At 49.4% G+C, this 22,364-nt stretch carries 9 protein-coding genes; all 9 read left to right on the top strand.

All coding sequences use genetic code 11. The features are described 5' to 3' along the window. Nucleotides 1–3: 3 nt before the first annotated feature. The 9 genes from ACFS25_RS19120 (at nucleotide 4) to ACFS25_RS19160 (ending at nucleotide 22,182) form a co-directional block, all read left to right on the top strand. The gene (locus ACFS25_RS19120; protein ID WP_381504197.1) at nucleotides 4–2,379 is read left to right on the top strand and encodes an ABC transporter permease; all 2,376 of its coding nucleotides are present in this window, start codon (nucleotides 4–6) and stop codon (nucleotides 2,377–2,379) included. A gap of 277 nt (nucleotides 2,380–2,656) precedes the next feature. Next, nucleotides 2,657–5,077: an ABC transporter permease gene (locus ACFS25_RS19125; RefSeq protein WP_381504199.1), complete on the top strand. Its 2,421-nt coding sequence runs from the start codon at nucleotides 2,657–2,659 to the stop codon at nucleotides 5,075–5,077. Nucleotides 5,078–5,095: 18 nt separating this feature from the next. After that, nucleotides 5,096–7,489 (top strand): ABC transporter permease, encoded by a 2,394-nt coding sequence (locus ACFS25_RS19130; RefSeq protein WP_381504201.1) that lies wholly within the window; start codon nucleotides 5,096–5,098, stop codon nucleotides 7,487–7,489. Nucleotides 7,490–7,500: 11 nt separating this feature from the next. Then, nucleotides 7,501–9,906: an FtsX-like permease family protein gene (locus tag ACFS25_RS19135; RefSeq protein WP_381504203.1), complete on the top strand. Its 2,406-nt coding sequence runs from the start codon at nucleotides 7,501–7,503 to the stop codon at nucleotides 9,904–9,906. Between the two features lie 25 nt (nucleotides 9,907–9,931). Then, nucleotides 9,932–12,397, top strand: a complete 2,466-nt coding sequence (locus ACFS25_RS19140) for an ABC transporter permease (protein ID WP_381504205.1) — start codon at nucleotides 9,932–9,934, stop codon at nucleotides 12,395–12,397. A gap of 11 nt (nucleotides 12,398–12,408) precedes the next feature. Continuing rightward, on the top strand, nucleotides 12,409–14,865 hold the full coding sequence (locus ACFS25_RS19145) for an ABC transporter permease (protein ID WP_381504207.1): 2,457 nt from the start codon (nucleotides 12,409–12,411) through the stop codon (nucleotides 14,863–14,865). A 12-nt stretch (nucleotides 14,866–14,877) separates the two neighbouring features. Continuing rightward, nucleotides 14,878–17,304, top strand: coding sequence for an ABC transporter permease (locus tag ACFS25_RS19150; RefSeq protein ID WP_381504209.1), 2,427 nt, complete (start codon nucleotides 14,878–14,880; stop codon nucleotides 17,302–17,304). Nucleotides 17,305–17,315: 11 nt separating this feature from the next. Continuing rightward, nucleotides 17,316–19,739, top strand: a complete 2,424-nt coding sequence (locus ACFS25_RS19155) for an ABC transporter permease (protein WP_381504211.1) — start codon at nucleotides 17,316–17,318, stop codon at nucleotides 19,737–19,739. Nucleotides 19,740–19,752: 13 nt separating this feature from the next. Further along, nucleotides 19,753–22,182 carry an ABC transporter permease gene (locus ACFS25_RS19160; protein WP_381504213.1) on the top strand — a complete coding sequence of 810 codons (2,430 nt, stop codon included), beginning with the start codon at nucleotides 19,753–19,755 and terminating at the stop codon, nucleotides 22,180–22,182. The last annotated feature ends 182 nt before the right edge of the window (nucleotides 22,183–22,364 follow it).

Consider the following 22,364-nt stretch of genomic DNA (forward strand, 5'->3'; position numbering starts at 1 on the left):
ATTATGCTACAAAACTATTTCAAAATCGCCTGGCGAAACATTGTTCGCAACAAAGCTTTTTCGGCTATCAATATTTTGGGGCTAGCCCTTGGTATGGGCTGTAGCCTGCTGATTTTCCTGTGGATTCAGGATGAAGTAAGCGTGGATAATTATCATGCAAATGGCCCACAACTGTATAACGTCATACATCGGCAGATATATGATAACAAGACTGAAACGGGCCGCTTTACACCGGGCGTATTACCCGACGAGCTAAAAAGGCAGTTTCCCGAAATCGTGTATGCGGCTGGGTATACGGGCTGGGATGCCGATATGACGTTTACCGTTGGCGATAAGATCAATAAAGAGATGGGACATTGGGCCGGAGCCGACTGGTTTAAGATGTTCAGCATTCCGCTGCTGGCCGGTACGCCCGCAACGGCGCTAAACTCGCCGACAGGCATGGCTATCTCTCATAAAGTGGCTGACTTCTATTTTGGCAATCCGGTAGCGGCTCTCGGCAAAAGCATACGTATTGACAATAAGAATGACTATCAGGTAACGGCGGTGTTTGAAAACCTACCGGACAATTCGTCGGATAAATACGACTTCCTGATCAACTGGAAGGATTGCCTGAATCGTAATCCCTGGATGAAAGAATGGGGAAACAACGGTCCACATACGCGTATCATGGTCCGGCCAAATGCGAATATTGCTAATCTGGATGCTAAGCTGAAACCCTTTCTGCGTAAATACGATAAGAATGTTGGTCGCACATTTGATGCACAACTCTTCCTGCAAGCCTACCCGGACGGTTATCTTTATTCAAATTTCAAGAATGGACAACAGGACGGTGGGCGCATTGGCTACGTAAGATTGTTTGGTATTGTCGCCATATTTCTGTTGCTGATTGCCTGCATTAATTTCATGAATCTGGCCACCGCCCGGTCGGTCAAACGGGCGCGGGAAGTGGGCGTTCGGAAAGTTATTGGTGCAGGGCGAGCTTTACTAGCCGGGCAATTTATTGGCGAGGCTTTATTGTTCACGGGTCTGGCGTTGGTTATCGCGTTGTTGCTCGTTTTTTCCCTGCTGCCCGCCTTTAATTCATTGACCGGTAAACATATCAGTTTGCAGGCTACACAAGCGTCATTTTGGCTAGTGCTGGTCGGTATGGCGCTGCTCACTGGCTTAATTGCCGGTAGTTATCCGGCGTTGTTTTTATCGTCGCTCGAACCCGTTCGGGTATTAAAGGGTGCCCTCACATTCGGCTCGGGTGCCCGGATGCTTCGGCAGGGCCTGGTCGTTTTTCAATTCGTTTTGTCTATGCTGTTAATCGTTGGTACGATCGTTGTGTACCGACAGGTTCATTACGTTCAGACGAAAAACCTCGGTTACGAGCGTGAGAATCTGATTTACATACCCGTTGAAGGCGAATTGACCGCGCCGTCAACGTACAAAATGTTCAAAGACGAATTATTGCGACAACCCGGAATCTCATCTGTATCGTCGATGCAGGAGGCTCCCACCAATATAGGCAGTACTACGGGCGGGGTAAGCTGGCCGGGGAAAGACCCAAACGTCAATGTTGAAATTACACATACGGCGGTCGGTTATGATCTCATGAAGACGCTGAGAATAAAATTAACAGGCCGCGATTTCTCTCCGGAATTTAGCACCGATACAACCAATTACATTATCAACGAGGCCTCAGCCAAACGCATCGGTTATAAAGATCCGGTCGGCCAGCCCATTACGATGTGGGGCAAGCCGGGAAAAATAATTGGTGTTATGGAAGACTTCCATTTTCAGTCGCTGCACATTCCTATTTCACCCCTGATTTTTCGGTTAGGTGTCGAATCTGATAGGCAGAATTTCATCATTCGCACACAACCCGGACAGACAACGCAGGCCCTGGTCAGCGTAGAGACTTTATGGAAACAACTGAATCCGAAATTTCCATTTGCGTACCGATTTGCCGACGATGAATACCAGAAACTCTACAAAAGTGAATCTGTAGTGGGTAGTCTGGCCAATTATTTCGCGTTCCTGGCCATTTTCATTTCTTGTCTGGGGCTTTTTGGTCTTTCAGCGTTTACAGCCGAGCAGCGCACCAAAGAAATCGGGGTGCGAAAGGTATTGGGCGCATCCGTTGGTGGTATTGTTGGGTTGCTCTCAAAAGACTTTCTAAAACTGGTTGTAATTGCCATCGTCATTTCTTCGCCCCTGGCTTGGTACGCCATGAACCAGTGGTTAGAAGGGTTTGCCTACAAGATTGATATTTCGTGGTGGATATTTGCCCTGGCGGGACTCCTGGCTGTGGGTATTGCCCTAGTGACGGTAAGTTTTCAAAGCGTGAAAGCCGCCCTGATGAATCCCGTAAAGTCATTACGTTCCGACTGATGCACAGTAGGGAACACGAGCGGTCCACATAGTATAACAGACCCAACCAATTGTTGAGTTTGCGGATGACACGATGAGTTGTCAGCGACTGTTTCTGCCCCTGCCCTGCGCGTCAACCCACGCACGCCTTGTCCGCAAGTGTACGCCCAGCGTCCGTTTGCGGACATTATCAGTTTAGGTAAAACCACTATTTGACTGACATTGAATTACTTACAATCGTGGTACGTCATTTGGGTATAGATATGTAGCGCTTAGCCCGTATAAACGTCGAGTACCCATGTTACAAAATTATATAAAAATCGCCTGGCGGAATTTAGTCCGCAATCGTGCATTCTCAGCTATCAATATCATTGGGTTAGCCCTCGGATTAGCTACGTGTCTGCTCATTAGCCTGTTCATTCTCGACGAATTAAGCTACGACCGCTTCAACGAAAAAGCGGGCCGCATGGTGCGCGTTATTTTCCGGGGCACGATGCAGGGAGGGAAAATGAACGAAGCACACGTGATGCCGCCCGTGGCGCAAACCCTTAAAGCAGACTATCCCGAAGTGCTGGAAGCCACGCGTTTACGGATGGGTGGTGCACCCCTCATTACGGTAGGAAACAAGACATTTAGAGATGCGTCGATGGTGTTTGCCGATTCCAATTTCTTTCAGGTATTTACGCTTCCCCTTTTGCAGGGTGATGCCAAAACGGCTCTAGCCCGACCAAATACGGCAGTCATTACCCAGGAAATGGCCCGGAAATATTTTGGGACCGAAGATGCCATTGGTAAAGTGCTGACGCTTAAAGGCAGCACCACGACGTATCAGATAACCGGAGTCATTGACCGGGTGCCTGTCAACGCGCACTTCCATTTCGACATTTTTGTGTCGATGGCCAGCTTTCCGGATGCCAAAGCACCTTCCTGGTTAACATCTGAGTTTTTCACCTATCTGGTTCTTCCTAAGGGGTACGATTACAGGCAACTGGAAGCAAAACTGCCGCAGGTTGTAGAAAAATATATGGGGCCGCAATTTCAGCAGAGTATGGGCATGAGCCTGGCCCAATTTCGCAAAAAGGGCAACGACATTGGCCTGTATCTGCAACCACTGACCGACATTCATTTGCGGTCTACTTTTGCGTATGATCTGAGTACAAATGGTGATATTCAGTACATCTATATTTTCGGGGCTATCGCGTTGTTTATGCTGCTGATTGCCTGCATCAATTTCATGAACCTGTCTACGGCTGGAGCCGCTAAACGGGCCAAAGAAGTAGGCATTCGGAAAGTGCTGGGTTCGGTGAAGATGGCTCTGACCAATCAATTTCTGGTCGAATCATTATTACTAACGGCGATTGCGTTGCTCCTGGCTATTGGGTTGGTCTACCTGACATTACCGTTCTTCAACGATCTGGCAGGTAAAGAACTAAGGCTCAATTTTATGGCTAACATTTGGCTGCTACCGGGCCTGCTGCTGTTTGGGCTACTGGTCGGCATTCTGGCAGGAAGTTACCCCGCCTTTTTCCTATCTTCTTTCAAACCAATTGCCGTACTGAAAGGCAGGTTTACATCAAGCAAAAATAGCATCGGCTTACGGAGTGGTCTGGTCGTTTTTCAATTCTTCATTTCCATTACACTGATGGTGGGCACTACGGTAGTCTATCGGCAGCTCAGCTATATTCAAAACAAGAAATTAGGATACGATAAAGACCAGGTACTGGTATTGCCGGAAACGTGGTTGCTGGGCAAGAAAGAAGATGTATTCCGTAGCCAGATTATGCAGGACCCTCGGGTGGTGAACGTTAGTACGTCCGGTTATTTGCCAGCCGGTCCGAGTAATAACAACAATTTCATGATTTATCCCGAAGCCAATTCTACCCAATTGGTGAAGACGCTTCGCTACGATGTCGATTACAATTACATCCCGACGCTGGGTATGCAACTGGCCGCCGGACGCAATTTCTCGAAGGAATACGGCACTGATTCGTCGGGGGTAATTTTAAACGAGACAGCCGCCAAAACGCTTGGCTGGACGAGTTCTGCCCTGGGACACACTATAACCAACACCAATAACGAAGGAAACAAGGGAACGTATCGGGTGATTGGTGTGGTGAAAGATTTCCACTTCAAATCGATGCACGAACGTATTTCTCCGCTGATCATGGTGTTGGGACATACGGAAGGTGCCGTGATTGTAAAAGTAAAAACCAAAGACATTACCGGCTTACTAGCTAGCCTGAAAACGCAATGGAATCAACTTGCCGCCGACTCCCCTTTTGTGTATTCGTTTCTGGATGACCGGTTCAATGACACCTACAAAGCAGAACAGAAAATTGGCCGTATTCTGGGCATATTTGCGGGTCTGACCATCTTCGTCGCCTGTCTGGGTTTGTTCGGATTAGCGACGTTCACAGCGGAGCAACGCACCAAAGAAATCGGGGTTCGTAAGGTACTCGGCGCGTCCATCGTCAGCATTGTCGCCCTCCTCTCCAAAGACTTTCTCAAACCGGTTAGTGTGGCCATCGCCATTGCCTTACCCATTGCCTGGTACGTCATGAATCGCTGGTTACAGGACTTTGCCTACCGTATCGATATTGCCTGGTGGATGTTCGCGCTGGTAGGTGGACTGGCGGTGAGCATTGCCCTATTAACCGTGAGTTTCCAAAGCATCAAAGCGGCCCTGATGAACCCCGTAAAGTCATTACGGTCTGAATAAACTCCGCGCACAAATACCATGCTGAAACATAATTTTCTGCTTATTTATCGGAATTTCAAAAGGTTTAAAAGTACCTTTTTCATCAACCTCATTGGCCTTTCTACGGGTCTGGCCTGTGCCTTGCTCATTTACTTGTGGGTAAATGACGAATTGAACGTTGATAAATTTCATTCGCAGGGCAGTCAACTGTATCAGGTAATGGAGAATGACCTGAATTCGAATGGAATCAGGACGCAGGATCGTACGCCAGATCTTCTGGCTGAAACGATGGCGGCCGAACTTCCGGAGGTAGACTATGCTACGGCTGTCCTTCCCGCATCCGCAATGCCATCGCTGCTCACCATTTCGGCAAACAATGTCAACGTAAAGGCGGCTGGTCAATTTGCGAGCAAGGACTTTTTTAACATTTTCTCTTATCCACTCCTCGAAGGTAACAAAGACAAAGTCCTGGCGGACAAAAACGGAATCGTCCTATCCGAAGATCTGGCCATGAAGCTGTTTCACACCACAAAAAACGTAGTCGGCAGAACGATGCAGTGGCAACTGGCGCAATTTAAAAAGGCAGTTTTGGTAACAGGAATTTTCAAAAAACTGCCTGCCAATTCATCGGCACAATTTGATCTTTTGCTGACGGATCAGGCGTTCAGAGACCCCGAACTTTTCCACCGTACTGTCTCCTGGGATAATCATGCACCGGCTACGTATCTGGTGTTAAAAAAGGGGACAAACATTGACCAGTTCAACAAGAAAATTGCGGGTTATCTCAAAACCAAAGCTAGCGAATCAACGGTCACGCTGTTCGTAAGGCCCTTTTCGGACAGTTATTTATACGGCACGTATAAGAACGGGGTTCAGGCTGGCGGTCGAATCGAGTACGTCAACCTGTTCTCAATAATCGCCATTTTTATTCTGGTCATTGCCTGCATCAATTTCATGAACCTGTCCACCGCAAAAGCATCGGTACGGCTCAAGGAAGTGGGCGTAAAAAAAGCAATCGGTGCCAGTCGGGGAGCACTTGTTTCTCAATACATGGGCGAGTCAATGTTCATGGCTTTTTTATCGTTGCTGGTGGCTGTTCTGTTGGTCGTTGTGTTGCTCCCCACCTTCAATGATATTACCCAGAAGCACCTGTCACTCCATCTCGATGTCAAGCTTATGCTGGCTTTTCTCGCCATTACGTTGCTCACAGGTATTATATCCGGCAGCTACCCATCCCTATATCTGTCTGGTTTCAATCCGATAACAGTGCTGAAAGGCGGCTCGCTCTCCCAGAAGCTTTCGAATTCGGTGGGTGAAGTCTGGACGCGACAGGGGCTGGTGGTGTTTCAGTTTGCGCTATCGGTCATCCTGATCGTATCGGTTCAGGTGGTTTACCGGCAGATCAGTTACGTTCAGAGCAAGAATTTAGGCTTCAAAAAAGACAATGTTATCTACTTCTCGAAAGAGGGAAAAATAGCCGAAAACACCGAAGCATTTCTGGCGGAGGTAAAGAAAATACCAGGCGTAATAAATGCCTCGGGGATGGAACAATCGATTATTGGCAGTCAGGGCGGGACAGTAGGATTGGACTGGAAAGGTAAAAATCCGAAGGAATCTATCCGGTTCATCAACATCACCGTGGATTATGACGCTATAGAAACGCTGGGCATGCACATGAAATATGGCCGGTCGTTCTCCCGAAAATTCGGTGCCGACAGTACCAACATCATTTTCAACGAAGCAGCCATCAAAGCGATGGGCCTGACAAATCCAGTTGGACAAACGGTGCAACTGTGGGGGCAAAACCGGCAAATTGTGGGCGTGGTGAGTGACTTTAATTTCGAATCGCTCCACGACGACATTAAGCCTGTTTTCATGAAACTCAATCCCTCGGAAACAATGACGCTCATGACTTCTATTGAAACAGGAAAACAGCCGGAGACGATTGCTAAACTTCACCAGATTTATCAGGCATTTAATCCGGGTTATTCGCTGGAATACAAGTTTTTAGATCAGGATTTTCAGGCGCAATACGTGTCGGAACAACGGGTTTCGATCTTATCCCGCTACTTCGCGGGGCTGGCTATCCTTATCTCCTGCCTGGGTCTTTTCGGATTGGCAGCCTTCACTGCCGAACGAAGAAATAAGGAAATCGGCATTAGAAAAGTATTGGGCGCGTCGGTGGCAGGAATTATAGCACTTCTTTCCAGAGACTTCATCAAACTGGTCGCCATCGCCATTGTAGTTGCGTTACCAATAGCGTACTATTTCATGCATAACTGGCTACAAAGTTTTGCATATCGCATTGATATTCAATGGTGGGCACTAGCTTCGGTAGCTGTTTTAGTGATGGGCATTGCCTTGTTAACCGTGAGTTTTCAAAGCATCAAAGCGGCCCTAATGAACCCCGTCAAATCGTTAAGATCAGAATAAACATTGCCGTTATGCTACGTAATTATCTCAAAATCGCCGTCCGTAACTTGCGAAAGAACGGGGCTTATGCCTTCATCAACGTAACGGGGCTGGCACTTGGCCTGGGCTGTGCACTGCTGATTTTCGCACTCGTTCGCTACCATTACCAAACCGACCGCCACCATCGGAATTACGACCGGATCTATCAATTTACGTCCCGGTTTACCTCGTCCGGTGGTGAGTTTAGCATATCGGGTGTCCCGTATCCGTTTGGCCAGTCGGTTCGCAACGATCACCCCGAAATTGAACGGGTAGCGATGCTGGATGAGTGGAACGCTCCCCTGGTGGTGGTACCTGTCGCGGGCGGGGCCGACAGGAAAATCAAAGACAAAGAACATGCAGGGGCGTTCGTGGAACCAGCCTACTTCCGCATCTTCGACTATACCTGGCTGGCCGGTAGCCCCGACGATCTCGGGCAGCCAGGTACGGTTGTGATGAGTGCGGAGATGGCCCGCAAATGCTTCGGCACTACAACCAACGTAATAGGCCGTACCGTCCGGCTCGATGCCCGGATTCCTGCCCGCGTGGTGGGTGTATTTGCCGATTATCGGGACAATACTGACCTGGCTTACCCGATCATGGCCTCGTGGGGGTCGCTTAAAGAGCAGCTCGGTACCCGACCTGAAGACGAACGGTTTGACAATACCAACGGCAGTACCCACTGTTTCGCGCTATTCAACGACCGCTTCACCGCCACCGACTGGAACCGGCAACTCCTGCCGTTCGTCAAGAAATACAACCCGGAAAAAATAAAAGAGACGTCTTACCCCGTCCTGCCCTTCAGCACCATGCACCTGTCGCCCAATTACGGGGGGGTGAGCCGGGGGCTGTTGCTGTCTTTGGTATTGATTGGACTGCTGCTGATTGGTACGGCGAGTATCAATTTTGTGAACCTCGCCACGGCGCAGGCCCTCAACCGGGCGCGGGAGGTAGGCGTCCGAAAGGTGTTGGGTAGCACCAAGACGCAACTCTTCTGGCAATTCATGGGCGAAACGACGCTTATTGTGTTGGTTGCAACAGCGTTGGCGGCTGTCGTGTTTCAATACGGTCAGACGCTGGCGCACACCTACCTAAACGGCCCGTTCCGGTTTACGTTTTACTTCTCACCATCGATACTTGGGTGGCTGGCCCTGCTGGTAGTGGGCATTATTCTGCTGGCGGGCCTGTACCCAGCGCTGGTACTGGCGGGCTTCCGGCCCGTAGTGGCGCTGGCGGGGCGGATCACCACGCGGCAGGCGGGTGGCATCTCCGTCAGGCGGGGATTGGTGGTGACACAGTTCGCTATTTCGCAGATGCTCATCATTGGGTTGCTCGTCGTAGCCAATCAGCTTAACTATGTTCGGGAGAAGGACCTAGGTTTCCGGAAGGATGCGATCCTGACCGTGAGTCTGCCGAACATACCTACGCAGGACCTGAGCAAAATGAGTACGTTCCGCAACCTTGCCACAGCCCTGCCTGATGTAAGCCGGTTCAGCTATTCCATGGGCGGGCCTCCGCAGTCGAAATGGACCAGCCAAACAAGCGTCCACTTCGATACCCGCCCTGAAAAAGAGCCATACGGGCCGCAGCAGGCCTGGATTGATGCCGATTATGTGGGTCTGTACGGCCTGAAAATAGTGGCCGGGCGTAATCTTCACCCTTCCGATACAGCCCGCGAAACGCTCATCAACGAAACATTCATGCATCGGCTGGGCTTCAGCCGACCAGCGGACGTAGTGGGCAAGTTTATCCACAAAGGGGGTTTTGCCCCGCTGGAAATCGTCGGTGTATTACATGACTACAACCACTCAGACCTCAAAGAAGGCATTAAGCCGCTGTTTCTGACAACTCTGGCAAGTGGCTTCTATTCGGCTAACATTCAACTGAATTCTGCCAACTACGGCCGGGCGTTGACACAGTTGGGAAAAGCTTACAACCAGGTTTATGCTGACAGTTTTTTCGAGCCGACGTTTGTGGATGAACAAATCCGGAACGCCTATCAGCAGGAGCAGACGATGGGCAGGCTCATCAACTTTTTTGCCGGGATTGCCCTATTCATCGGCTGCATGGGCTTGTACGGACTGGTCCTGTTCATAGTGGTGCAACGCACGAAGGAGGTTGGCGTGCGCAAAGTATTAGGGGCCAGTGTGGGCAGCATTCTGTGGCTATTTAGCCGGGAGTTCGTGCGGCTGATCGGGATTGCTTTCTTACTGGCTGCGCCCGTGGCGTGGTGGGTGATGAACGGGTGGTTGAAAAATTTTGAATATAAGATTACCCTTAGTCCCGGCCTATTTCTGACATCGCTGTTGGCAACGGTAATCGTTGCGCTGCTGACAGTCAGTTTTCAAAGCGTAAAAGCCGCTCTGATGAATCCAGTGAAAAGTTTACGATCTGAATGATGCTCCAAGCTAAACCACAAATCCCATGTTAAAAAGCTATTTCACCACTGCCCTCCGCGCCCTAAAGCGCAACTGGAGCTATTCGGTCATCAACGTGCTGGGGTTAACGCTGAGCCTGGCCTGCTGTGTGCTCTTGTTTCTAGCCATTCGCTACGAACTGAGTTTCGACCGGCACAATGCCCATGCCGACCAAACGTACCGGATTATTTCGTTTAACAAAAAGTCGAATGTCGACCGCCGAAACGCAGGGCTACCATTACCCGCATTGGCCGCTCTGCGAAACGATTTCCCGAACCTGAAACATCAGGTAACGATGGTTAATCGGATTACGAATGTGGTGGTAACCGTGAATGGGAAAGCAAGCCAGTCTACCAAAAAATTTCAGGAGGGCGACGGTGTGCTGGCCTTTGTCGAACCCGAATACTTTCGGCTGTTCGATTATACCTGGAAAAGTGGCAGTCCTCAAACGTCGATTTCCAATCCAAATACAGTTGTTTTAAGCGAACGAATGGCCCAGAAATATTTCGGCACGAGCAACCCAATCGGGAAAAAACTACGTGTCGAAAACAAGATGGATTTCGTCGTCACGGGCGTCGTGAAGGAGCTTCCTGCTACAACTAGTATTCCCTTTGAAGTCTTGCTATCGTTTGCGTCACTGAAACAATTTGGATCGGCCACGGACTGGGACGACTGGCAATCGACTTATGGCGGGGCACAAATTTACCTGATGCTACCAGGTACGGCGCAGGATCAGAAAACAGCGTCGGCGCAGATGGATCAGCAACTGGCGACTTTCGTCAAAAAATACCACAAACCCGACGACGCTAAAGATCTGATTTATGAGTTACAACCGTTGACCAATATCCATTTCGATACCCGCACCGACAATTACGCCAAACGTACGGTCAGCAAGGAAATGATTTGGGCAATGGGTCTGATTGGTCTGTTCATTCTGATTACAGCCTGCGTTAATTTTATCAATCTAGCCACGGCTCAGGCGATTCGGCGGGCCAAAGAAGTGGGCGTCCGGAAAGTAATGGGGAGTACGCGCGGCCAACTGGTCCGTCAATTTCTGGGTGAAACCGGCGTACTAACGGGTTTGGCTGTAATTCTATCCCTGATCGTGGCGCAGCTAGCACTGCCCTACGTGGGTGAGTTGCTCAATATTAAGCCGGGTGCCGCAACGCTCTTTGACCCAACAGTACTTGGCTTTCTACTAGCTATGGGCCTGGTCACCACCGCCTTAGCTGGTTTCTATCCCGCCTTGGTTCTGTCTGGTTATCAACCAATTCTGGCGCTCAAAGGTAAGATTCGGGCATCGGGGCAAGGCGGCTCGTCGGGCATCAATCAGCTAACGCTACGCCGGGGCCTGATTGTTGGGCAATTCGCTATTTCGCAGATGCTCATCATCGGCACTATTATCGCCTATAGCCAGATGAAGTACTTCCGCTCCGCCGATTTAGGCTACAGCCGGGATGCGGTAATGACGGTTTTGATACCAGAGAAAAAGCCCGGCCAGTTAGAAAGTCTTAAAGCTAAATTAACCGGACTACCGGGTATTCAGTCCATGAGCTTTGCCATGACAACACCGTCGTCGACCAGCAACTGGAGCACTGGTTTTCGCTTTGGAAATTCGGAGAAAGAACCCGATTATGGTGTACTAATGCGCCCCGCCGATACAGCCTACGCGCATACCTATGGGCTGAAACTTATTGCTGGCCGCATGTACCAGCCTGGCGATACAATGCGGGAGTTTGTTATCAACGAGGCTTTTATGAAGCGGTTAGGGTTTCAAAAGCCCGAGCAAGTCATTGGCAAGCTTATGACGGTGAATGGCGAAGTCGTTAAAAAGCCAATTGTTGGCGTGGTGAAAGACTTCAATGCTTTTTCGCTGCACCAGCAAATTGAGCCCAGTGTACTAACCTCCTATCGGGATCAATACCGCAGTCTGGGCATCAAACTCTCACCACAGCAGGGCGGCACCGAGGGCATAAGTCTCTTGCTGAAGGAAGTAGAAACCGCCTGGAATGAAACCTTCCCCGACTTTGTGTTTAAGTACGGTTTTCTGGACGAAACCCTAGCCAATTTCTACAAAAGTGAAGAACGGATGTATTCGCTATTTCAGTTGCTGGCGGGAATAGCCATTTTCATCGGCTGTCTGGGCTTGTACGGCGTAGTCGCGTTCATGGCTGAATCCCGCACCAAAGAAGTAGGCATCCGTAAAGCACTAGGGGCAACAACCGCCCACATTTTTGGCTTATTCTCCCTCGATTTCGTTCGGTTGGTCTTAATTGCCCTGGTGATTGCGTCGCCCATTGCCTGGTACGTCATGACAAAATGGCTGGCCGATTTTGCCTACAAAATTGACATAGCCTGGTGGATGTTCGCCCTGGCGGGTTTGATGGCCGTGGGTGTTGCCTTGCTAACGGTGAGTTTCCAGAGTATTAAAGCCGCGATGATGAACCCCGTAAAATCGTTGCGGTCGGAATAACCCTTACGATCATGTTCCGAAACTACCTTAAAACATCAGTACGCAACTTACTGCGCAACAAGCTGTTTTCCTCCATCAATATTGTTGGCCTTGCCATCATTATGTCCGTGGGGTTACTGCTGATTGCGTTCGTTCTCGACCTGCGTTCGTACGACAAGTTCCACAAGAATGGGGAAAGGATTTATCGCATCACCAGCGTATTGACCGAAAATAGTGAACAAAGCCGAACGCGGCCCGGCCAATCGCGGCCCGGCAGCAAGTTTGCAACCACATCCATAAAGACCGGAAAGCTTATCCGCCAGAAAGTGACCGGTATTGAGGAAGTGACTATTATGCGTAACGACTTTTCGCAGGACGCCAAGGTTGGCTCCACCACTATCTCTATCAAGGGCTTCTGGGCGGATCCGTCACTATTCAGGATCTTTACTTTTCCGATGCTGGAAGGCAACCCCGACACAGCGCTGAAAGATCCTTACTCGATCGTTCTTACCGAGACCGCTGCCAGGAAACTCTTCGGCGACCAATCGGCGCTTGGTAAGGCAATCAGGTTCGATACACTCGATTACCGGGTGACCGGTGTCATGAAAGACGTTCCCTTCTTTTCGCACATCAACTTCGAAGCGTTGGTATCGCTCTCAACGGCCGAGCAGCTCAACAGGAACAACAACAACTTCGAGAGATGGACAAGCATGTCGTCGAACTACGTGTACCTCCTGCTGCCTCCAACTGTCGACGTAGCATCAATCCAGTCGCAGCTTGACGCCCTTGCAAAAGAGGAAAATCTCGCCGAAGACAACACGAAGATCCAACTCGAACTTCTTCCTTTAGATAAGATCGTGGTCGGAGAGACCCTCCGTCGCTCCGAGGGGGGGCCGGGCTCCGTAGGACCTCATATGTCTCCGGTTGTGCTTTGGATACTCGGTGGGCTGGCACTCGTTGTGATCTTGTCTGCATGTTTCAACTACACCAATCTTTCGATGGCGCGAGCCATGCGTCGCTTTAAGGAAGTAGGTATTCGCAAAGCGATCGGTGCCGGAAAGAGCCAGGTATGGCAACAGTTCCTGGCCGAGGCAATCATGATCTCCCTGGCAGCCCTTATTCTTTCCTACTTCCTCTTCCTCGTATTGCGGCCGCAGTTGATGAACCTGGCTCCGGAGATGCAGCGCACGGTGAAGCTTGAGCTTACTCCGTTTATGGTCATAGCCTTTATCGTCTTTTCAGTCATCGTAGGTGTTATTGCCGGTTTGTTGCCTGCACTATTCTTTTCGAAAGTCAGCGCGATCAATGCACTCAGGAATGTATCGTCGGTGAAAGTCTTCAAACACGTAACACTCAGACGCGCCCTGGTAGTGATTCAATACACACTCACCCTGATCTTTATAACTACAACCGCCATCGGCTATGTACAATACAAAAACATACTTGCATTCGACCTTGGATTTAGTACAGAAAACATCCTGAATATCAATATGCAGGGTAATAAACCCGATGTGTTTCTGAAAGAGCTGAGCGAGATGCCGGAAGTAACGGCACTATCGCGTTCGTTAATAATCACCAGCGTTGGGAATACTTGGGGTGGATTTATGAAATACAACGATTCGCGCGACTCTGCGCTGGTCATGACCAACAACGTCGACGAAAACTACTTGCCGCTGCATGAATACAAGCTCATTGCCGGAGGAAATTTTATGGCACGACCCATTACAGCCGAAGCCGTCAGAGAAGTGATCGTTAACGAGCAGTTCTTAAAACGATTTAACATCAGCAATAATGACCCAGAGAAAGCAATCGGGGAAGAGATTACATTCAGTAATTTCAATGTACGTGGTCGCAAGATGACCATTGTTGGCGTAATAAAAGACTTTCACTATGGCAAGGTCGACAACCTCATCGAGCCGGTAGCCTTCATGTCCTGGACACCCAAAGATAGGGCAGTCATTAACGCCAAAATACAAAGCACCGACATGCTGGCGACCAGGGCCAAGATCGAGTCTGCCTGGAAGAAAACTGATCGTGTTCATCCATTTCAGGCTAAATTCTATGACGAAGAAATAGAAGATGCCTACAGCGAATTTTCGGCCATGATCAAGATCATTGGCTTCCTTTCATTCCTCGCCATTTCGATCGCATCGATGGGATTGTTCGGCATGGTGGCGTTCACGACCGAAACCAGGCTGAAGGAGATCAGCATCCGCAAAGTGATGGGCGCAAGCGCCGGCAACCTTATCTACTTATTAAGCCGCAGTTTTCTCGTACTGCTGTCGCTATCGGCACTCATCGCTCTGCCCGTAACGTACCTTTTCTTTGAAACTCTGGTGCTCACCAATTTTCCGTATCACAAACCCGTGCAGGTCGCCGAGTTGTTCGTCGGCTTGCTGGCGGTATTGCTGATCGCGTTCATTATGATCGGATCACAGACGTTGAAAGCGGCACTGGAGAATCCGGTGAAATCATTACGATCTGAATAAACCCTTAATCTTATGCTTCGTTCGTATCTCAAAATAGCCTTTCGGAATCTCAGGACAAACAGTACATTCTCGCTCATTAATGTAGTAGGGCTGGCCACTGGTTTGGCGGTGGCATTGCTGATTATCCAGTACGTGCGCTTTGAGTTGAGTTATGAGAACACGAACCCACTGGCTAATCGGCTTGTGCGACTCACCATAGACTATATGAATGGTGGCGCAGTGGACGCGCAGGATGCCGAAACCTACCCACCAATGGGGGCCAAAGCCACGCGGGATATGAATGAAGTAGTCAATTATACCCGCGTCTATCCCTTACGCAAACCAAAAGTGACGGTCCAGATTAGCGATAAGTATTACCTAGTCGATAACGTCTACGCAGTCGATTCGTCCTTTTTCTCGATGTTCAACTACCCGCTCATCCGGGGAACTCGAAACGGTCTCTTTACCAGACCCCGGCAGGTTGTACTGACGAAAACGTTGGCGCTGACCTATTTCAATACGCTCGATGTGCTGGGTAAAACCCTGAAAATCCCAAAGTCGGAAGGCAGCGTTCTGTTGGAAGTGGTGGGCGTAGTGCCTGACAGCCCGGCCAATACGCATCTAAAATTTGACATGATTGTCTCGTACCCGACTATGTTGTCGGACTTTGGCGAAAAAGAAGAAAACTGGAACAACAACAATACGTATGCCTATTTGCAGCTAGCCGAAAATATTAGTTACGAAGGGTTTACAAAGTCGCTGGCTGCCTTCAGCGATCGATTGCTTCGGGCTAAGACGCTAAACAACGAACGGGTGATCGGCCAGAAGATCGGCGACATCCACCTGTATTCTCATAAAACATACGAAACCGAACCGAATGGCGAAGCGAGGTCGGTGTACTTTCTGCTGGGCGTAGCGTTTCTGGTACTCCTGAGTGCCTTTGTCAACTACGTGAATCTAACCACCGCAAAAGCCCTCGACCGGGCGCGGGAAATTGGCATGAGAAAAGTGGTTGGCTCTACCCAGGGTCAGATCAGAACACAGATTTTCACGGAAACCGTTCTGATCAACCTCTTCGCCGGAATCCTGGCGGTGGGGCTGGTGGCGGGCCTGCGATCGGTGTTTGTTGAGGTGGCGGGCCTGCCCGAAGGTTTTACCGTGTTCGAGGACGTATTTTTCTGGGAAAGCGTAGGAGCATTTCTGTTGCTCAGTATTTGTCTATCAGGATTTTATCCTGCCTTCGTCCTATCTTCGTTCGATCCGATTACGGTACTCAAAGGCAATTTCTCGCGCTCAACCAAAGGCACTTTTCTGCGCAAGTCGTTAGTCGTTTTTCAATTTACGATTACCCTGATTCTGCTGGTGCAAACGTTCGCCGTTTACCAGCAGGTCAACTTTCTGCGGGAACAAAACGTGGGGGTAAACATGGAGCATACTCTGGTGGTGACAGCCCCGGTGGGAAACAATGCCCAGCAGGATTACGGTGCGTTTCGGCAAATGCTGCTCGATCAGTCGCAGGTAAAGGCAGTATCCCTGTCTGGCACCGTACCGGGCCTGGGGTCAGTCCAAATGGCGACAACAACGGGCATCAATCTGTCGGACGCCGTCAAGAAAACGTTCTACAATTATTACCTGACTAAGATAGATACGTCGTTTATCGACTTGATGGGCATTAAGCTATTGGCGGGCAAAAACTTCGATGCCACGACCCGACCGGGCTTTTCGGATACGACAAATCGGCAACTTATTGTCAACGAGGAAACCCTTCGGCTCTGGGGAATTCCAACCCCTGCCGAGGCTATCGGCAGGCGAGTAGACTTCTGGGGACGTCAGGCAACGATCCGAGGAGTTGTCAAAAACTACCACTACGAATCGCCCAAGGCCGCCTACATTCCCATTATCCATATGTACTCGCCCAACTTCGATTCATTCGCCAGCGTGAAGTTTGTGGGGGGGAATGCAGAGGAGCAACTTGCTACGTTAAAGAAGGTTTACAAGGCTAATTTTCCTTATTCGCCGTTCAGCTATTTCTTCATGGACAGTGAGTATGACAAACAATACAAAGCCGATGACCGCTTTCAGCAGGTATTTGGTGCCTTGACTGGCTTCGCCATTCTGATTTCCTGCTTAGGCTTGTTCGGCTTAGCTACGTTTACCGTTTCCAAAAGAACCAAGGAAATTGGTATTCGTAAAGTAATTGGTGCCAGCACAACAAATCTACTGATTTTACTCTCAACCGATTTTATAAGAACCGTCCTGCTATCCATACTAATCGGCCTGCCCATTACCTACTTTTTAGTCAAAAACTGGCTGGCAACTTACGCTGCCCGCATCGAATTGGGCTGGTGGCTTTTCGCTGCGCCTGCCCTATTGGTCTTGCTTCTGGTAGCGATATCAGTTAGCAGTAAAACGATTACTACTGCTCTGATGAACCCGGTTAAATCATTACGATCTGAATAATTCTTGCAACTATGCTCACAAACTATTTCAAGATTTCCTGGCGAAACCTGATGAAGAACAAAGTTTTTTCATTCATCAACATCATAGGGTTGGCCGTCGGGATGATATGCTGCATTCTGATTGCGGCCTTTGTAACGGATGAATTAAGTTATGACCAATACCCGACTCAAGCCAATCAGATTTATCGGGTAGGTCTGCACTTGACCGAAAATGGTGGCATAACTGATTTTTCGAATGTTGACGCGGCTGTCGGACCGGGCATACAGGCTGCGTTCCCGGAGGTGCTGGCGGCTACTCGCCTGTTGACGTGGCATCAGGTGTTCATACGGTATCAGGACAAGCAATTTAAGGAGCAATCCATTGCGATGGCCGATTCTAACTTTCTGGAAATCTTCTCTATTCCATTGCTGGAGGGCGATATAAAAACGGCACTCAAAGAGCCGGGTTCCATTGTTGTTACCAAAGCTTTTGCGCAAAAATATTTTGGCACTAGTCCGGCGATGGGAAAGACAATTCTCTTTGACAAAGGACAGGAAGTACGCAAAGTGACCGGTGTCATCGAAAAAATACCCAGCAACACGCACTTTCACTTCGACGCATTTTTGAGCACCGCAGATCTACCTATTAAGTCGCCAAGCTGGAGCAACATTGGTTTTTATACGTATCTGGTCTTAAACAAAAAAGCTGATCCTGAGAAGCTGGAAGCTAAATTCCCTCAGCTGGTCGCCAAATACGTAGTGCCGGAAGTACGGCGCGATATGGGTATTAGTTTAGCCGAAGCGCAAAAATCGGTTAATACGTTCCGTTTTTCCCTGATGCCGTTGACCGATATCCATTTGCATTCGGCATCTAAGTACGAGTTGGCTGCCAACGGCGACATCAATTCGGTGTATATATTCAGCATTCTGGCTATTTTCATTCTGCTCCTGGCGATTGTCAATTTCACCAACCTATCAACGGCGGGTGCTGCAAGCCGGTCGAAGGAAATTGGCATTCGGAAAGTGATGGGTTCGATCAAAACCCAATTAATGAAGCAGTTCCTGCTCGAATCAATTTTGCTGACATTCGTTGCCTTGCTCCTGGCGGTTGTTGCTGTTGGTTTGCTGCTGCCTTATTTTAATAGGTTGGCCGGAAAAGAAATTTCGATAAACACGTTGGTATCAGTAAAAAACGCAGCTATTCTTGTGGTATTTGGCTTTTGCGTCGGTATTCTGGCGGGGGCTTATCCAGCTTTTCTGCTTTCCTTCTCAAAAATTACGGCGGTTTTAAAAGGCGGTTCTGCGGTAAAAGCCAGCCGTCGCAGTACGCTGCGAAGTGGCTTGGTGGTGTTCCAGTTTGCTGTTTCCGGAACATTGATTGTGGCTACAATGGTGACGTACCAGCAGTTGCATTTCATGCAAAACAAGAAAATCGGTTTCGATAAAGAACAGGTGCTGGTTATTCAGGACTCGTACATGCTGGGGCAAAATGAACAGGTTTTCAAACAGCAACTTCAAAAAGACAGCCGCGTGATTCAGGCCAGTCTCTCAGCCAATATTCCGGTTGGCATGAGTAATATAGAAGGTTCAACAATTTACGCTAAACGAGAGAACGATAAAGAAGCCCACAGTGAGATCACCACCAACATTTATCACGTTGACGAAGAATACCTGGCAACCCTTGGTATGGAACTGAAAGAAGGCCGGTCTTTTTCGAAGGAATTTTCAACCGATTCTACGGCCACGATTATTAATGAAACGGCAGCTCGTGACCTTGGCTTCGGAAAAGCCAGTCCAATCGGGAAAACAATTGTTCGTTCCGGGCAACGTGAATTTACAATTATTGGCGTTGTAAAAGATTTCCATTATGCGTCGGCTCGACAAAAAATAGCACCTCTGATAATGCTTTTGGGACGTAATTCCGGAGCGATTATCGTAAAAGTTAAAGCAGCCGACGCGGCTGATATTGTCGCTTCATTCAAGAAGCAGTGGGAAACCTTCAATCCGTCGGCTCCGTTCACGTATTCATTTCTGGACGAGCGTTTTGCTTTTCTGTACGAAACCGAACAGAAAACAAGTCAGTTGTTTACAGTTTTTGCCATTATCTCCATCGTCATTGCCTGCCTTGGCTTATTTGGGCTGGCTGCTTTAACAGCCGAACAGCGCACCAAAGAAATCGGGGTGCGTAAAGTACTCGGCGCATCAGTCGTCAGCATCATTGCGCTCTTATCCAGAGATTTTTTAAAACTAGTCCTGATCGCTCTAGTCCTGGCGGTACCCATTGCGTGGTTTGCCATGAATCGCTGGCTGGAAGATTTTGCGTATCGGATTGATCTTTCCTGGTGGGTGTTTGCCATGGCGGGACTTCTGGCCGTAGGTATTGCCATACTAACGATCAGCTTCCAGAGCATAAAAGCCGCCTTGATGAACCCCGTGAAATCGTTACGAAGCGAGTAAAACCCCGACAATCATGTTCCGAAATTACGTCAAAATCGCCTGGCGGAATCTGCGCAAACAACGCGGACTTACGTTCATCAACATTGCTGGATTAGCGATGGGGCTGGCTTGCTGCTTGCTCATTATGCTCTACGTGGCTGACGAACTGAGCTACGACCGCTACAACGCCAAAGCTGATCGCATCTATCGCATCCACACCGACGTTAAGTTCGGTGGAAATGACTCAAAGAGCGCCGTATCAGCTGATCCCATCGGGCCGATGCTGAAACAGGATTACCCACAAGTGGAACAGTTTGTGCGGCTCCACCAGCGCGGTACGTGGCTCGTTAAACGTGTTGGCTCAGCCAATAGTCTGCGCGAAGAAAACGTGACCTTTGCTGACTCGACGCTGTTCGACGTCTTCACCCTGCCGCTCGTCGCGGGTGATCCAAAACGAGCATTGACCCAGCCTAACACGGTCGTTATCAGCGAATCAGCAGCCAAACGACATTTTGGAAACCAGAACCCTATGGGCCAGATCCTGACTTTCGATAGGGATCAGAACTACAAAGTAACGGGCGTTATGCGCGATATGCCCGTTAATTCGCACTTCCACAGCGACTTTTTCCCGGCCATGCTCAGCGACGATTACCAGTGGGGACAGTGGCTGAGCAATAATCACCATACCTACATTGTCCTGCGCGAAGGCACCGACTACCGGCAGTTCGAAAAAAACTTCGATGCCGTAATCGAAAAATATGTCGGTCCGCAGGCGTTACAGTTTATTGGTGTTACCCTGGCGAAATTTCGGCAGGCGGGCAACCGCTTTGAATTCTCGCTGATGCCGCTGACCGATATTCACCTGCACTCGAAAGAAACCATTCAACTTGCCCCCAACAGTGACATTCAGTACGTGTACATTTTCTCGGCGGTGGGCCTGTTTATCCTGCTCATCGCGGGTATCAACTTCATGAACCTGGCTACTGCGCGGTCGGCCAACCGCGCCAAAGAGGTGGGTGTCCGTAAAGTGCTGGGGTCGGAACGGCACCAACTCATTGGGCAGTTCATGGCAGAATCCGTGCTAATGACGGGACTGGCGATGGGGTTGGCCCTGCTTATTGTCGCCGTATCAATCCCCTTTTTCAACACCCTTGCCGCAAAGGAATTAAGCATTCGTAGTCTGTTATCACCTTACTGGCTGCTGGTACTCGTCGCACTCCCAATTGCGGTCGGCCTGCTGGCGGGTAGCTATCCGGCCATCTTTCTCTCATCGTTCAAGCCCATCAGTGTCCTGAAAGGCAAAGTTAACGTCAGTGTCAACCGCTCTGGGCTACGGAGCGGATTAGTCGTATTTCAGTTTATGATGTCGGTGGTACTCATCGTCGGAACAATCATTGTGTATCGACAAATAATCTATATCCAAAGCAAGAATCTAGGTTTCAAGCGCGATCAGGTCCTTACGGTCAACGATGTGTACGCCTTGGGAAAACAGGCGGAAACCTTCAAACAGGAAGCACTCAGACTACCCGGCGTGGTGAGCGGTTCCATCTCCGGCTACCTGCCTACACCGTCCAACCGAAGTGGCAACTCATTCTTCCCTGAGGGGAAGATAGACCAGAAAAATGCCGTGAGCATGCAAGTTTGGGGTATCGATCATGACTACGTGAAAACGCTGGGTATGACTATGGGGCAGGGCCGCGACTTCTCACGGAATTTCGGCTCCGACTCGTCTGGCGTTATCCTGAACGAAACGGCGGCTAAGCTCCTGGGCAGTAGCAATCTCATCGGGAAGCGCATATTGCAGTTCACCAATCCGCAGGAGAAAACGAGTATAAAAACGTACACCGTGATTGGTGTAGTCAAAAACTTCCATTTCGAATCGCTCCGGCATACTATAGGTGCGTTAGCGATGGTACTGGATGCCAACTCCGGTGCCGCTTCGTTCCGGATGAGCAGTACAAACCTACCGGCCCTAATTGGTCAGATTGAAACGAAGTGGAAGCAGGTGGCTCCGGATCAGCCGTTCAGTTACGCGTTTCTGGAAGACAGCTTTGACGCTATGTACCGCGCTGAGCAACGCATTGGCACCATCGCCCTGACGTTTGCGGTACTGGCGATTATGATTGCCTGCTTAGGTTTGTTCGGTTTGGTCACGTTTATGGCCGAGCAGCGCACCAAAGAGATTGGCGTGCGCAAAGTGCTGGGTGCATCTGTCACCAGCATCGTGACATTGCTCTCCAAAGACTTCCTCAAACTCGTTTTTATCGCCATCCTCATTGCCAGTCCAATTGCGTGGTTCGCCATGAATCGGTGGTTGCAAGACTTTGCCTACAAAATCGACATTGAATGGTGGATGTTCGCCCTGGCGGGTTTGCTGGCGGTAGGCATTGCGTTGCTGACGGTGGGTTTCCAGAGTATAAAAGCAGCCCTAATGAATCCCGTCAAGAGTTTAAAAAGCGAATAGTTGATAGTTGAATTACTGTCCGCAAATGGTCGATCAAACCGTCCGTTTGCGGACATTTCATTAAACAATTCTATTTTTTACCTCTGTATATCAGCAATTTATCTATTTGGTACGGCATTTGGGCAGTTAACAGAAAGAAACAAAATAAGCCACCGGCGGCATTTCTTTGTTCTAAATTTTCT

Origin of the sequence: Spirosoma flavum (assembly GCF_042686045.1) — a bacterium.
Lineage (GTDB): Bacteria > Bacteroidota > Bacteroidia > Cytophagales > Spirosomataceae > Spirosoma > Spirosoma flavum.

Bases quoted from the DNA above. Each gene is read 5' to 3' on its own strand.
- ACFS25_RS19120 (WP_381504197.1), top strand. From the start codon at position 4: ATGCTACAAAACTATTTCAAAATCGCCTGGCGAAACATTGTTCGCAAC.
- ACFS25_RS19125 (WP_381504199.1), top strand. From the start codon at position 2,657: ATGTTACAAAATTATATAAAAATCGCCTGGCGGAATTTAGTCCGCAAT.
- ACFS25_RS19130 (WP_381504201.1), top strand. From the start codon at position 5,096: ATGCTGAAACATAATTTTCTGCTTATTTATCGGAATTTCAAAAGGTTT.
- ACFS25_RS19135 (WP_381504203.1), top strand. From the start codon at position 7,501: ATGCTACGTAATTATCTCAAAATCGCCGTCCGTAACTTGCGAAAGAAC.
- ACFS25_RS19140 (WP_381504205.1), top strand. From the start codon at position 9,932: ATGTTAAAAAGCTATTTCACCACTGCCCTCCGCGCCCTAAAGCGCAAC.
- ACFS25_RS19145 (WP_381504207.1), top strand. From the start codon at position 12,409: ATGTTCCGAAACTACCTTAAAACATCAGTACGCAACTTACTGCGCAAC.
- ACFS25_RS19150 (WP_381504209.1), top strand. From the start codon at position 14,878: ATGCTTCGTTCGTATCTCAAAATAGCCTTTCGGAATCTCAGGACAAAC.
- ACFS25_RS19155 (WP_381504211.1), top strand. From the start codon at position 17,316: ATGCTCACAAACTATTTCAAGATTTCCTGGCGAAACCTGATGAAGAAC.
- ACFS25_RS19160 (WP_381504213.1), top strand. From the start codon at position 19,753: ATGTTCCGAAATTACGTCAAAATCGCCTGGCGGAATCTGCGCAAACAA.